The 13,643-nt window shown below is 63.7% G+C and carries 9 protein-coding genes; 3 read left to right on the top strand and 6 right to left on the bottom strand.

Annotated features, from left to right (window positions below):
• Positions 1–10: 10 nt before the first annotated feature.
• Entirely contained in the window at positions 11–1,609 is a 1,599-nt protein-coding gene (locus V1294_RS14270; RefSeq protein ID WP_334497925.1) for a GMC family oxidoreductase, read from the bottom strand.
• Positions 1,610–1,790: 181 nt separating this feature from the next.
• Here V1294_RS14270 and V1294_RS14265 point away from each other — a divergent pair, with 181 nt between their 5' ends.
• Entirely contained in the window at positions 1,791–3,407 is a 1,617-nt protein-coding gene (locus V1294_RS14265) for a flavin-containing monooxygenase (RefSeq protein WP_334497924.1), read from the top strand.
• A 313-nt stretch (positions 3,408–3,720) separates the two neighbouring features.
• Positions 3,721–4,707: an IS481 family transposase gene (locus tag V1294_RS14260; protein WP_334494773.1), complete on the top strand. Its 987-nt coding sequence runs from the start codon at positions 3,721–3,723 to the stop codon at positions 4,705–4,707.
• Positions 4,708–4,840: 133 nt separating this feature from the next.
• Here V1294_RS14260 and V1294_RS14255 read toward each other — a convergent pair whose 3' ends face one another.
• The 5 genes from V1294_RS14255 to V1294_RS14235 form a co-directional block, all read right to left on the bottom strand.
• A complete protein-coding gene (locus tag V1294_RS14255) occupies positions 4,841–8,161 on the bottom strand; it encodes a carboxyl transferase domain-containing protein (RefSeq protein ID WP_334497922.1) in 3,321 nt (1,106 codons plus the stop codon).
• A gap of 207 nt (positions 8,162–8,368) precedes the next feature.
• Positions 8,369–9,811, bottom strand: a complete 1,443-nt coding sequence (locus tag V1294_RS14250; RefSeq protein ID WP_334497920.1) for an amidohydrolase family protein — start codon at positions 9,809–9,811, stop codon at positions 8,369–8,371.
• Positions 9,812–9,949: 138 nt separating this feature from the next.
• On the bottom strand, positions 9,950–10,975 hold the full coding sequence (locus V1294_RS14245; protein WP_334497918.1) for an ABC transporter substrate-binding protein: 1,026 nt from the start codon (positions 10,973–10,975) through the stop codon (positions 9,950–9,952).
• 47 nt (positions 10,976–11,022) lie between these two features.
• On the bottom strand, positions 11,023–11,799 hold the full coding sequence (locus V1294_RS14240) for an ABC transporter permease (RefSeq protein ID WP_334497916.1): 777 nt from the start codon (positions 11,797–11,799) through the stop codon (positions 11,023–11,025).
• A 2-nt stretch (positions 11,800–11,801) separates the two neighbouring features.
• Positions 11,802–12,680, bottom strand: coding sequence for an ABC transporter ATP-binding protein (locus tag V1294_RS14235; RefSeq protein ID WP_442895340.1), 879 nt, complete (start codon positions 12,678–12,680; stop codon positions 11,802–11,804).
• 193 nt (positions 12,681–12,873) lie between these two features.
• On the opposite strand from V1294_RS14235, the gene V1294_RS14230 reads away from it, so the two are divergent.
• A complete protein-coding gene (locus tag V1294_RS14230; RefSeq protein ID WP_334497912.1) occupies positions 12,874–13,632 on the top strand; it encodes a GntR family transcriptional regulator in 759 nt (252 codons plus the stop codon).
• Positions 13,633–13,643 lie beyond the last annotated feature (11 nt).

Raw genomic sequence — 13,643 nt, 5'->3', positions numbered from 1 at the left:
CATGGCGGTCTCAATCGAAGAGGTTGGCAAGGCGTTGCTTCATCTGGTCGGCGACATAGAGCGCGATCGCCTGGATGGTCGAGGTCGGGTTCACGCCGCCTGATGTCACGAACACGCTGCCATCGACGATGAAGAGATTCTTCACATCGTGCGAGCGGCCCCATTCGTTGACCACGGAGCGCGCGGGATCAGTGCCCATCCGCGCGGTGCCGAGCAGATGCCAGCCGCCCCACGGAATCGGGTTGTTGATGCAGATATCGGTGGCGCCGGCGGTTTCGAGAATCTCGCGGCCGCGCGCCAGTCCATGCTCCATCATCTTCCGGCTGTTCTCGCTGATCGTGTAGTCGATCTTCGGCGCGGGAATGCCGTGGCTGTCCTTCAGCACGGGATCGAGCGTGACGCGGTTATGCTCCTCGGGCAGATCCTCGCAGATCGCGGAGACCGCAAGCCGATGGCCGTTGAGCCTGCGGAACACGCGGTGATGATCCGCGCCCCACGGCAAAATGCCTTTCTGCTCGCTCGCCACCGCTTCGAACACGGGCCCTGCGCCGCGGCCGAACTGGATGCCGTAGCCGCGGACGAAGCCGCGCGACAGGTCGGTGTCGTAAAACTCCTTGCTCCACAGGCACGTCGGCGGCGCGCGGTTACTGTCGGTCGGCTCCTTCACAAAACCGTAGATCTGCGCATAGGGATGAAACATCAGGTTCTTGCCGACCAGGCCGGATGAATTGCCGAGCCCATTCGGGAAGCGGCCGGAGACCGAGTTCAAGAGCAGCCGCGGCGTGCCAACGCCGTTGCAAGCGATGATGACGACCTCGGCCGGCTGGAACTGCTCAACACCATCCTTGTCGTAGTAGACGACGCCGGAGGCCATGCCGTGCTCGTTGGTCAGGATCTCGCGCACGCGGCAATGGGTCTTGAGCTCGACGCCGGCGCGGATCGCGTGCGGCCAATAGGTGATGTCGGTGGAGGCCTTTGCGCCTTGCGCGCAGGCCGGCGTGCAATGGCCGAGATTGATGCAGCGCGCCCTTCCCTCGTAATCCATCGTCGCGACCGTGGTGTCCGACGGCCACCAGTGCCAGCCGAGCTTGTTCATCGCCTTGCCGATCAGTGGGCCGGAAAGCCCGAGCGGCTGCGGCGGCATCGGCGGGTGCGTCAGCGGCGAAAGCGGATCGCCTGATAGCCCCGAGACGCCCATCATCCGGTCGTTCTCTTCGAAGAACGGGGTGAGTGCGTCGTAATCGATCGGCCAGTCATCAGCGACGCCATCGAGCGTCTTCACCTTGAAATCGGAAGGGTGTAGCCGCGGCCAATGCGCGGTGTACATCACCGTCGAGCCGCCGACGCCGTTGAAGTTCACGACCTTGATCGGCGAGTTGTCGTCGTTAACAGGATAGTCCTCGGGCCGGCCGCGGATGTTCGGGCTGCTCGACCAATCGCCGTAGAATTTTGCTTCCCAGTCGCGCCCCGTGCTCGGATATTCCGACGGGTTCATCCAGCCCCCCTGGTCGAGGCAGAGAATGTGCATCTTGGTGTCGGCCAGGCTCCATGCCACCGCCGCGCCGGATGCGCCGGCGCCGATGATCAGGACGTCAACGGGATCATTCATTGTGGTTCGCTTCGCTCCCTGAACTACGTCGCCTAAGGGCGATCTCGGCTTCACGATAGGGGCAGATGCGGCCGGCAGTAAAGCTGCGTGAGGCGGGCTTAGTCGGACAAACCTGCAACCCTGCCGCGCCTCGATACCGGTTTGTTCGCGGCGGCAAGACGGGATAGCCTTGCACCAAACCATGAGCACAGGAGCGACGCCGATTTCGGACTACGACGCCATCATCATCGGCGCGGGCATGTCGGGCCTGTACCAGCTCTACCGGCTGCGCGAACAGGGTTTTCGCGTGCGCGTGTTCGAGGCGGGGACCGACGTCGGCGGCACCTGGTACTGGAACCGCTATCCCGGCGCGCGCTTCGATTCCGAAAGCTACTCCTACGGCTATTCGTTCTCCCGGGAGTTGCTGGCCGAATGGGAGTGGTCGGAGCATTTCGCCGGCCAGCCGGAGACGCTGCGCTATCTCAATTATGTCGCCGACAAGTTCGACCTGCGCCGCGATATCCAGTTTCGCAGCCGGGTGACGGCAGCGGTTTACGATGAGGGCTCGCGAAGCTGGAGCGTTACGCTCGAAGACGGCAGCCGCTTCAACACCCGGTTCCTGATCACGGCGATCGGCCCGCTGTCGACCCCTACATTGCCGCGGATCGAGGGACGCGACGATTTCAAGGGCGCGTCGTTTCACACCGCGCGATGGCCGAAGGAGCCCGTCGATTTCACCGGCAAGCGCGTCGCCGTGATCGGCACCGGCGCGACCGGCGTGCAGACCATCCAGACCATTGCGAGCCAAGTCGGCCATCTCACCGTGTTCCAGCGCACGCCGAACTGGTGTGCGCCGCTGCACAACGGCAAGATCGACGCCGAGACGCAAGCGAAGATCAAGGCAGGCTATCCGGAGATGTTCGCCCGGTGCCAGGAGACCTTTGCCTGCTTCCTGCATACGCCGGACCCGCGCGGCGCGTTCGAGGTGTCGGACGAGGAGCGCGAGGCGTTTTATGAAAAGCTTTACGGCGAGCGCGGCTTCGGCATCTGGCAGGGCAATTTCCGCGACATCCTGATCGACCGCAAGGCGAACGCGACGATCTCCGATTTTGTCGCGCGCAAGATCCGGCAACGGGTGAAGAATCAGGCAGTCGCCGAAAAACTGATCCCCAGGAATCACGGCTTTGGCACCCGGCGGCTGCCGCTCGAGACTTTTTATTATGAGGTCTATAATCAGGACAATGTCGAGCTTGTCGACATCACGGAAACGCCGATCGAGCGCATTACGCCTGTGGGCATCAGGACCAGCGAGAGGGAATACGAATTCGACATCGTCATTTATGCCACCGGCTTCGACGCCATCACCGGCAGCTTCGACAAGATCGATTTTCGGGGCGCTGGCGGCGCGCGACTGAAGGACAAATGGAGACAAGGGCCGGAGACGTATCTCGGCATCATGGTCCATGAATTTCCGAACATGCTGATGCTGATGGGGCCGCACACTGCGCTGGGCAACATTCCACGCAGCATTGAATACAGCGTCGACTGGGTGACGGGGCTCATTCGTTTCGCGATGGAAAGGAAGCTGACGCGGCTGGAGGCGACGCCGGAGGGTGTTGCCTCCTGGACCGATCATGTGAAAGCGCTCGGCGTCGGGCTGTTGTCCAACGAGGTCAACTCCTGGATGACCGGCATAAATTCCAACGTCGAAGGCAAGCAGACGCGCATCGTCGCCCGCTACAGCGGCAGCGCGCCGGCGTATCGCGCAAGGTGCGACGAGGTGGCGGCGAAGGGGTATGATGAGTTGCGGCTGGGGTAGCGGTTGACGCGCGCGGCCTAGCCGTCCAACGCCCTGTCATACCCGCGAAGGCGGGGTATTCAATACGCCGCGGCTTATCGGTTCTATCACTGCCGTCTCTGGAATGCTGGATCGTCCGCCCCAGTGCGCAATTGCGCACAAGGCGGACGATGACGGCTGCGGGGATGACGGCCTTGCAGCCGTCCACCGTCATTGCGCGCGCAGCGAAGCAATCCATAGTGCCGCAAGTGGAAACGTGGATTGCTTCGCTTCGCTCGCAATTGTGCATGTTCACTAATTCGCTGATTGGATCGCTCCTCTGGAGGACGATCCAATGCGCGATAACAGCTATGACCGGACGATTGAACGCAATTACCTGCAGAAGTGGCGGTTCCTGATCCCGGAGTACGAGGCGGTAAAGGCGGGCCGGTCGAAGCTGTTCAAGCGGGTTGGGGATTTCTACCGCCACCACGGAACCTGCTCGCAGACGTTCCGCAAGTATTACAACCGCTATCTGCAGAGCGGCGATGAGGCAGATTTGTTGCCGCGCCGCCGTGGACCCAAATGGCGGGAACGGCGCGAGCCAGAGGGCATCGAGGCGGAGATCGTTGCATGCCGGCAGAAGGGTATGAACCGCTACGAGATCCATGCCGTCTTGCGCGAGCGGCGCGACACGATACCCTCGCCCTCGACCATCTATCGGGTGCTGACACGCTATGGGCTGAACCGCCGCACGCCGGCGATGCGCGAGGAGAAACGCCGCATTATCAAGGACAAGCTCGGAGAGCTCGGCCACGTCGATCTGCATCAATTGCCGCGCGATATGTTTCTCGCGCCACCCCCGGCCACGGCCTACATCGTCAGCCTGATCGACAGTTGCTCGCGGCTGGCCTGGGCCGAGGTCCTGACCTCCAAGAAGGCGCTGCCGGTCATGTTCAAGACCCTGAAAATGATCAACACCCTCAACGTCACCTACGGGCTCGTCTTTACCGAAATCCTGTCCGACAACGGCGCCGAGTTCGCCGCCCGCACCAAGCCGGACGAGCATCCGTTCGAGGCCATGCTGCTCGAGCTCGGCATCAAACACCGCTACACCAGGCCCTATCGGCCGCAGACCAACGGCAAGGTCGAACGCTTCTGGCGCACGCTCGATGAGGACGTCATCGAGGGCGCCACCTTCGACAATCTCGACCACTTCGCCAACGAACTGTTCGAGTACCTGATCTACTACAACAACCACAGGCCCCATCAGGCCTTGGCAGGGCAAACTCCCAAGGCCTTCGCCGCTACCAAGGCCACCGCGATCCAATCAGCGAATTAGTGAACATCGACAGCAATGACGCCGAGAATCCGTGGGGTGGGCAAAGCGAAGCGTGCCCACCATTCACAGGGATTACTGCGGATAGATGGTGGGCACGGCGCTGACGCGCCTTTGCCCACCCTACGGCGCTCCGCTACCACGCATCAATGCACGGCCGCTTCTTGGTCGTACGCACTTCCGGCTTCGGCACCGAGCGCAGGCCGGCCATGATCCACTGCCGCGTGTCGGCGGGATCGATCACTTCGTCGATCTCCAGCACGGAGGCGATCGAGACCGCCTTGCCGTTGGCGTAGAGCTCGTCGACCTTGGCCTGGTAGTATTCCTCGCGCTCGACGGGGTCTTCGATCGCTTCCATCTCCTTGCGGAAGCCGAGCCGGACATAGCCTTCCAGCCCCATGCCGCCGAACTCGCCGGTCGGCCAGGCCACCGTGAAGAACGAGGCGTGGAAGCCGCCGCCGATCATGGATTGCGCGCCAAGGCCATAGCCCTTGCGCAGCACGATGCCGAACAGCGGCACGGTGAGGCTCGCGCCGGTCACGAACATGCGCGCGACATGGCGCACGATCGCGGTCTTCTCGGCTTCGGGACCGACCATGAAGCCCGGCGTATCGCACAGCGATAGTATTGGAATGTCGAAGGCATCGCAGAGCTGCATGAAGCGCGCGGCCTTGTCGCCGGCCGGCGCATCGATCGCGCCGCCGAGATGCTTTGGATTGTTGGCGATCAGGCCGAACGGCTTTCCTTCGATGCGGATGAAGGCGGTGATCATGCCGACGCCAAAATCCCGGCGGATTTCCAGCACCGAACCTTCGTCCGCAAGAAGATCGATGACGGTCCTGATATCATAGACCCGCAGGCGGTTTTCCGGGATCGCCCGCCGCAACAGGCGCTGGTCCGGCGCCTTCCAGTCGGTAACCGCGCCCTGGAAGTACGACAGATACTTTTGCGCAGCAGCTGTCGCTTCCGCCTCGTCCTCGACCAGGATATCGATGACACCGTTCGGCGACTGGAACGACACGGGCCCCACTTCAGCCGGGTGATAGACGCCGAGGCCGCCGCCCTCGATCATCGCGGGGCCGCCCATGCCGATCGATGCGTTCATCGTCGCGATGATGACATCGCAACAGCCGAGCATCGCGGCGTTGCCGGCGAAGCAATAGCCGGACACAACGCCGATGACGGGCACCAGGCCTGAGAGCTTTGCGAACTGCACGAAAGACGGCCCGTCGAGGCCGGTCATGCCGAGCCGGTCGGTATCGCCGGGGCGGCCGCCGCCACCTTCGGCGTAAAACACCAGCGGCATCCGCCATTGCTCGGCAAGGCCCAGCATGCGGTCGATCTTCTTGTGGTTCATATGCCCTTGCGTGCCGGCCAGCACGGTGTAGTCGTAGGCGATCACCATGCAGCGGGCAGCGTCCGCGCCGAATTTTTCTGCGTTCACGGTGGCGACGCCGGAGATCAGGCCGTCGGCCGGCGTGTTGCGGATGAGATCGTCGACCGTGCGGCGCCGGCGCTGGGCAGCGATGGCGAGCGAGCCGTATTCGACGAAGGATCCTTCATCGACGAGCTGGGCGATGTTCTCGCGCGCGGTGCGCTGGTTGGTCTTGCGGCGGCGCTCGACCGAGGCGGGGCGGTTTTCATCCAGTGTAATGGCGTGGCGCTCGATCAGTTCGGCGAGATCGGGCCGGATGTGATCGAGATCGACGTCCTCTTCCTCTGCCACATCGTGGGCGTCGATCTCGGCAGGCTCCAGATAGAGGATCGCCTCGTCCTGCATCAGCGTCACGCCGGCTTCCGCCGCGACCTTCGTCACCCTGCCGCCATGCGGCGCCGTCACCAGATGCTCCATCTTCATGGATTCGAGTACGGCGATTTGCTGCCCGGGCCGGACGAGGTCCCCTTCCCTGACGTCAACCGCCACGATCGTGCCCTGCAGCGGCGCGGGAACGGGCTCTGAGCCTGCCGGCCCCGATCCGGCAGCCGCGGCTTCCGATATGGGCGCGCTGTCGTCGGCCGCGACGCCGGATTCGATCAGCGCCGTCTCGGCGGTCGCTCTGGCTTCGCCGACGAGATCAGCGACATGGGCCTCGATGAAGCCGGTGCTGACGCGGTTCTCGACAAAATCCGGATGCGCCAAAATCGCCGCCAGGAAGGGGATGTTGGTGGCAACGCCGCCGATGCGGAACTCGCGCAGCGTCCGCGTCGCCTTGTGCACGACGTCGGTCCAGTTGCCACCCGGCGAATGCACGATGACCTTGGCGAGCAGCGAGTCGAAGGCGGTGCTGGTCCGGTAGCCGGAATAGCCAAACGTATCGACGCGAACGCCGGGGCCGGACGGCAGGTCGAACAGCGCCAGCGTCCCGCCGGTGGGCTTTGTCCCGCCGGTCTCGTCCATCACCTCCATGTTGACGCGGAGCTGCATCGCAAAGCCGCGCGGCTTTGGGATATAGGCCTGCGCCAGACCGAGCGAACCCAGCGTAGCGCCGGCCGCGACCGCGAGCTGCGACTGCACGAGATCGAGGCCGAGCACTTCCTCGGTGACGGTATGCTCGACCTGGAGCCGCGGATTGGCCTCGATGAAGGCGAACGCCTGGTCGCTGGTTTTGGCGTCGTTATCGACGAGGAATTCGAAGGTGCCGAGATTGTCGTAGTTGGCGGCGGCGGCGAGTTCCTTGGCGGCATCGATGATGCGCCCGCGCAAGGCGTCGTTGAGCGACGGGCTCGGCGCGACCTCGATGAGTTTCTGGTTGCGGCGCTGGATGGTGCATTCACGCTCCCAGAGATGGCTGATGGCGCCGTAGTGGTCGCAGATGATCTGCACCTCGATGTGGCGGGCGTTGCGGATCAGGCGCTCGACATAGACGCCGTCGCTGCCGAAGGCCGCCATCGCCTCGGACTGGCAGCGCGCATAGGCCTCCTCCAGCTTGCCCGTGTCGTCGACGATGCGCATGCCGCGGCCGCCGCCGCCGGCGATCGCCTTGATCATGACGGCGCCGCCGGGCCCTAAAGATTCCAGGAAGGCCCTTGCCTCTTCCAGGCTGGTCGGCCCGCTGGTGCCCTCGATGATGGGCACGCCGCATTGTTTGGCCAGCGCCTTCGCCTGCGCCTTGTCGCCAAACAGGTCGAGCGCCTCCGGCGACGGCCCGACAAAGACGATGCTTTCCTCGATGCAGCGCCGGGCGAGCGCGGCGTTCTCGCTGAGGAAGCCATAGCCTGGGTGCACCGCCTCGCATCCGGTCGCCTTGGCGGCCGATATCACGGCCTCGATGTCGAGATAGGCCCGCGCGCCGCGGCCGGGGATTTCGCAGGCCGCGTCGGCGGCGCGGACATGCAGCGATTGCGCATCGTCGGCGGAATGGATCGCTACGGTAGCAAGGCCGGCGTCGCCCGCCGCGCGGGCGATGCGGATGGCGATCTCGCCGCGGTTGGCGATCAGCAGCTTGTGGAAGGACATCGACGTTTCCGTTCAGGCACCGGCGCGAAATGAACGGGTAACCGGCTCACCTCGCCCCCGCGTGCTTCCCCATACACCAACGGCAGCACGATACGGCCGCGGTTCAATTTCTTGTTGCTGAACATGAAACCTTTGCCGGGATTCTGTGCAAGTGGAATTTCGTTCCACATCACGGAATTCACACAGCAGGATGAGGTGCTTAGCGCGTTACCGGCAATCGAGCTGGGCTTCGAACCAGTTCTGCAGCGACGCCGACAGCGGCGGCCAGACCCACTGGAAGGGCGTGAGATGCCTTGCGTTGGCGCGGTAGATTCCGCGCAACTCGTGCTCGATCGCCGGAAGATCGACGCCGGTGCAGCGACCTTCGTTGACGATTCGCCGACCGTCCACGACCACGTCGCGGAGCAACGACGCATTGCCGCGGGCGAACAGGAGGTCGATCGGATCGACCGGCATGATCTGGTCGCGGTCGAGCCGATCCAGATCGATGGTGGCGAAATCGGCCGGCGCGCCGGCGACCAGCGCGCCGGTTCCGGGCGCGCCCGTCGCCTTGCGGCCATTGGCGATCGCGAGGCCGAGGAATTGGGGAGTGGTCCAGGTCCGCTGGAAGCCCAAGCCGCCGTGCATCATCTGCACCAGCCGCATCTCGCGCAGCACGTCGTCGTCCTCGTCGAGCGCCAGCCCGTCGACGCCGACCGCGATGGCGCAACCGCATTTGTGCGCGGCGGCGATCGGCGCGAGGCCGGAGCGCAAATGGAGATTGGAGGAGAAATTGGTGACGATGCGCGCGCCGGAGGCCGCGATCATCTCGATCTCGTCGGGGCGGGCATGGATGCAATGCGCCAGCGTCAGCCGGTCCGACAGGAAGCCGATGTCGCGGAGGTAGCGAACGATACCGTCAGGAAAATGCCGGTCCGCCCAGGCGCGCTGATAGATGGTCTCCAACAGATGCATATGGATACGGCGTCCGGTCTGCGCGGAGTTCTCCGCCACCGCCTCCAGCAGCGGTTTTGAGCACCACTGCACGCCGGCCGGGCCGAGCTGCACATCCACCTTCGGCCCTGCGATGGCCGCGGCAATCGCATCCGTCAGCTCTATATAGGCTTGCGGCGACATCGGCGCGCGGACGAACATTTGCTCGATCGTGCTGCGATCGTCTTTGGAAAGGTTGGAGAGAACCGGTTCTTCATCGCCATACACGACAGGATTCTGATCGCGCACCGCAAGCGCGAACGCGATGCGGATGCCAACGTCGGACGCTGCGCGCGCAATCGCGCCGGCCTCTTCCACCAGCGCCATCGTGCCGCTCGGGCGGGTGTAATGGATCATCATCGCCGCGCAGCCGGCCCGCGCCGAACGCGCCAGGGCAGAGGCTGCGGTCAGATAGGGATCGACCGGCGTGCCGAGCGCGGAGCGCAGGATCCAGCTTTCCAGCGGCATGCCGACCGCGCCGAACGAGGACGCGGTCGGCCGCGCATGGTCGTGGGCATTGACGAAGGCCGGAAGCACGAGGGAGCGCGGGCTTGTGGCGGAAGGCGCTCCGGTGGAGATATCGGTGATGATTCCATTGTCGTACTGCAGCACGACGTTTTCGAGCAGGCCGCGGTCAGGGCCGGAGAACAGGCTGCGTGCGGCAACTTCCGTGGTCACGATAGCACTCCGTCATTGCCTGCGACAAACGCGAAGCGTTTGCGCAAGGGAGCGAAGCGACGAAGCAATCCATCTTTCCCCGTGCAGAGGTATGGATTGCTTCGCTTCGCTCGCAATGACGGCAAGGGTATCTGCCCTTTAGTTCGCCGTATAGACCAGCTCCCGCTCCGCGCGCGGCGGCAAAAATTCGCGCGAGAAGATTTCCGCGGGCGTCGGCGTGCGGGCGAGCTGATAACCCTCGACGATGATGCCGATGGCGCGGGCCATGCGGTCGTCCTTGACGTCGCCGACGCCGATTTCCTTCATCTCGGGCGAGACGATCAGCTTGTCGAAGGAATATTGCAGGCGGCGCTTTTCGACGTCGACATTGATCAGATTGTCGTAATTGACAGCGGCTTTCATCCCGGCATTTTGATCCTTGGCGATCGCGATCATGCCCTTGTTGACGGCGCGGACGAGGCCGGCGACGGCGTTCGGATTGGACGCGAGCAGCTTGCGCGAGACCATCACGCCGTTGGAATAAAGGTCGAGGCCATAATCGCCGAACTGGAACCATTTGTAGTCCTTGTCGGGATCCTGGCGGTTCAGCACAAGGTTGAAGTAGCTCGTGATGTTGAACACCAGGGCGGCGTCGATATCGCCCTTGATCAGCATCGGCTCCTGCAGGTTCGGCGCCATGTTGGAGATCTTGATCTTCTCGCCTTCGAGCTTGTTCTTCTGCGCAAACACCGGCAGCAGCCGCGTGGTCGGCGTGCCCTGCGCGCCGCCGAGCGTATGGCCCTCGAAATCCTTGATGGTGTTGATGCCGCTGGTCTTCTTGGTCACGATCGCAAACGGCGGCTGGTTCCAGATCATGTAGACCATGACCGGGGCATCCTGCGGCTTGGTCGAGGCGTTCTGGATGATGGCGTTGACGTCGCCGAAGCCGGCGTCATAGGCACCCGACATGATGCGCGTCACCGTGGCGCCGGAGCCCTCGCCCTGGTCGATCACGACATTGAGGCCTTCCGCTTTGAAGAAGCCGTGGTCCTTGGCATAGAAGAACGCGGCATCGCTGCCTTGCGTCTTCCAGCCGAGGGTGAACTTGATCGTCGTTTCCTGGGCGTTGGCGGTGCCGGCGAACAAGGCAACTCCCAACAGCGCGGCGCTCACTCTGGCTAACATCATGGTCTCCTGGATCAAGGGTTGGATGGCGTCGGCGAAAAATCTCTTCATGTCGCGATCACGTCGTTCTTGCGGGTGGCCCAGCCGGTGACGCGTCCCTCGATCGCCGAGAAGATCACGTAGAGCGCGACGCCGAGGCCGGCGAGCACGAACAGGCCGGCGAACACCAGCGGCACGTTGAAGTTGGAGGACGCGGTCATCATGACGTTGCCGATGCCGCGGTTCGAGGCGACGGTTTCCGACAGCACCGCGCCGACAAAGGCGTAAGAAATCGCGACCTTCAATGACGCAAAGAAGAACGGCATGGTGCGGGGCAACCCGACATTCCAGAGAATGTCGAGCTTGCTGGCGCCGAGCGCCTTCAGCACGTCTTCGAGTTCGGGCTCGGTGGTGGCGAGGCCCGTCGCGATGTTGACCACGATCGGGAAGAAGCAGATCGAGAGCGCGGTCAGCACCGCCGGCACCGAGCCGGAGCCGAACCACAGCACGAAGATCGGCACCACCGCGACCTTTGGAATCGACGAGAAGCCGACCAGCAGCGGATAGGCGGTGTCATAGGCTGTCTTCGAGACGCCGATGACAGCGCCCAGCACGACGCCAAGGCCAACGCCGAGCACGAAGCCGATCATCGTGGTCGCCAGCGTCTGCAGGATATGTGGCCAAAGGATCGGGAACTTCTCAAACAGGGTGGCGAACACCTGCGACGGGCGCGGCAACACCAGGTCGGACATTCCCGTCATCAGGCAGAACAATTCCCAGGCGACAAAGAACAGCACGATCAATGCGGCCGACCAGGCCTTCTGGCGATAATCGAGATCGGGCATGGTCAGGCCGCTCCCTGTGCTGCCGAGGCGTCTTTGGATGCTGTTCTGGCATCCTCGATAAACGCGCGCAGTTTTTGATTGAGCGCGACGAAGTCAGGCTCGAAGGTCATCGCGACCGTGCGCGGGCGGGCGAAGGTGACGCGGCTGTCGTCGAGGATGCGGCCGGGGCGCGCGCTCATCACGCAGATGCGGCTGCCGAGGAACGCCGCCTCGCGCAGGTCATGCGTCACCAGGAGCACGGTCGGCTTGTGGGCGATCCAGAGGTCCTGCAGGATCGACCACAGCTCTTCCCGCGTGAACTGGTCGAGCGCGCCGAAGGGCTCGTCGAGCAGCAGCATGCGCGGCTCATGGATCAGCGCCCGGCAGAGATTGGCGCGCTGAAGCATGCCGCCGGAGAGTTGCCAGGGATAGCGGTTGCCAAAACCCTTGAGGCCGACCTGTTCCAGCAGCGCATTGGCCTTGTCACGGAATTCGGTCTTGCGCAGCTTGCGGAATTGCGAGCGGAACGGCTCGACGATCTTGAGCGGCAGCATGATGTTCCGCTCAATCGTCATCCACGGCAGCATGGTCGGGTTCTGGAACGCCATGCCGACCCGCAAGGCACGCGCCGCGACTTCCCGGCCGCCGACGATGACGACACCGGTGGATGGCTGCACCAGCCCGCTCACGAGCCGCAGGATGGTGGACTTGCCGCATCCGGATGGTCCAACGAGGGCGACGAACTCGCCGTCCGCCATCCGCAGCGTTGTCGTGGCAAGGGCCGGCACCGCGCGGGCGCCGCGGCCGAAGGTGACCGAGGCCTCGGACAGCTCGATGGCGACGGGTGCGGCGGAAGCCGGGACCGGCGACCCCTGAAACTCGGAATCTGGTTGCATGCGCATCATGGCTGGAAGTGCATGCAAGCCGGATGCCAGCAAAACTTGCCTTTGAAATCAAGGATCCCGCGAATGACTGCCGAAACTGCCGGATTCCTTTTGTGCAATTCGCCCTCAAACTGCATGCAATTGAGGCGCTCAATTGCTACACAATTGTGATAAGAGAGCGCCATTCGAAGCACGTCTCAGGGATTCGCCGATGGCGCCTCGCTCCGCCAGCAAGTCAGCCGTACCGTCCGACAAGGTCGGCATGATCTGCCGCGCGCTTCGCCGCGCCATCATCGAGCAGGCGCTGGAGCCCGGCGCGAAGCTGCCCGAGGATTCGCTTGGCGAACGCTTCGGCGTCAGCCGCACCATCGCCCGCCATGCGCTGGGACAACTGGCGGCGGAAGGCCTCGTCGAGCTTCGCCGCAACCGGATTGCCGTGGTGGCGACGCCGAGCTGGCAGGAAGCGCGCGATGCTTTTGACATCCGGATCGAGCTCGAGCGCCTCGTCGTGCGCCAGCTCGCCGGCAAGCTGACCAAGAGCCAGGTCGCCGAATTGAACGCCCATGTCGACGCCGAGGACCGCGCCCGCGACGGTTCGGACGCGGTATCGATCAGGCTCGCGACGGAATTTCACATCCTGCTCGCCAATATGACGAACAGCCCGATCCTGGTGCGTTACGTCAGCGAGGTCGCCTACCGCTGCTGCCTGACGCTGTCGCTCTACAGCCGCCCGCATTCATCGGAGTGCGCGATCAACGAGCACCGCGCGATCATCGCCGCACTCGTCAAGGGCGACGAAGCCAAGGTGATGAGCCTGATGCACAGCCACCTGGATTCGGTGGCCAATCGCGCACTGGTAGCCCCTGCCCCGCAGCGCGGCCGCGATCTGCTGGATATTCTGGCGCCTTATGCGGAGGAAGGCGACGGTGGTCGCGTGGTGAAGATGCCGAAGGTGGTCAGGGCGAGGTAGCATTTCCCTGT

The organism is Bradyrhizobium sp. AZCC 1678 (assembly GCF_036924765.1).
Classification (GTDB): Bacteria; Pseudomonadota; Alphaproteobacteria; order Rhizobiales; family Xanthobacteraceae; genus Bradyrhizobium; species Bradyrhizobium algeriense.
Note: the sequence above shows the minus strand (reverse complement) of the source record. Positions and strands in the feature narration are given on the sequence as shown.

What these genes read in the sequence shown, in the direction of transcription:
- V1294_RS14265 (WP_334497924.1), top strand. Translation starts at nt 1,791, where the DNA reads ATGAGCACAGGAGCGACGCCGATTTCGGACTACGACGCCATCATCATC.
- V1294_RS14240 (WP_334497916.1), bottom strand. Translation starts at nt 11,799, where the DNA reads ATGCCCGATCTCGATTATCGCCAGAAGGCCTGGTCGGCCGCATTGATC.
- V1294_RS14255 (WP_334497922.1), bottom strand. Translation starts at nt 8,161, where the DNA reads ATGTCCTTCCACAAGCTGCTGATCGCCAACCGCGGCGAGATCGCCATC.
- V1294_RS14245 (WP_334497918.1), bottom strand. Translation starts at nt 10,975, where the DNA reads ATGTTAGCCAGAGTGAGCGCCGCGCTGTTGGGAGTTGCCTTGTTCGCC.
- V1294_RS14235 (WP_442895340.1), bottom strand. Translation starts at nt 12,680, where the DNA reads ATGCGCATGCAACCAGATTCCGAGTTTCAGGGGTCGCCGGTCCCGGCT.
- V1294_RS14270 (WP_334497925.1), bottom strand. Translation starts at nt 1,609, where the DNA reads ATGAATGATCCCGTTGACGTCCTGATCATCGGCGCCGGCGCATCCGGC.
- V1294_RS14230 (WP_334497912.1), top strand. Translation starts at nt 12,874, where the DNA reads ATGGCGCCTCGCTCCGCCAGCAAGTCAGCCGTACCGTCCGACAAGGTC.
- V1294_RS14260 (WP_334494773.1), top strand. Translation starts at nt 3,721, where the DNA reads ATGCGCGATAACAGCTATGACCGGACGATTGAACGCAATTACCTGCAG.